General features: G+C 51.6%; 1 pseudogene. It reads right to left on the bottom strand.

What is annotated here, in order from left to right:
- Nucleotides 1-114, bottom strand: a pseudogene (locus tag ABR397_RS24885) (RHS repeat-associated core domain-containing protein); the annotation flags it as partial.
- Between the last annotated feature and the right edge of the window lie 103 nt (nt 115-217).

The raw sequence follows: 217 nt of genomic DNA on the forward strand, positions 1-217 counted from the left end.
TTCAAACGAGTCTTTAACTGCTGGACAGCCAGCAAGACCCAGCGGATCAATCCACGACACCGGATTCGGCACGTACGCATACAGGTTCAGACCCCCTGCTAATCCAATGGGATCTTAGGGACTATCCCGACGCCATCATACGGTTGAGCGGACCTTTCCCCCTGATTTAGCAGCCTTTTTCTTCGCCACTTTTTCCCGCCCTGTTAAAGAACATATC

This window comes from Photorhabdus viridis (assembly GCF_040256935.1).
Taxonomy (GTDB): Bacteria; Pseudomonadota; Gammaproteobacteria; order Enterobacterales; family Enterobacteriaceae; genus Photorhabdus; species Photorhabdus viridis.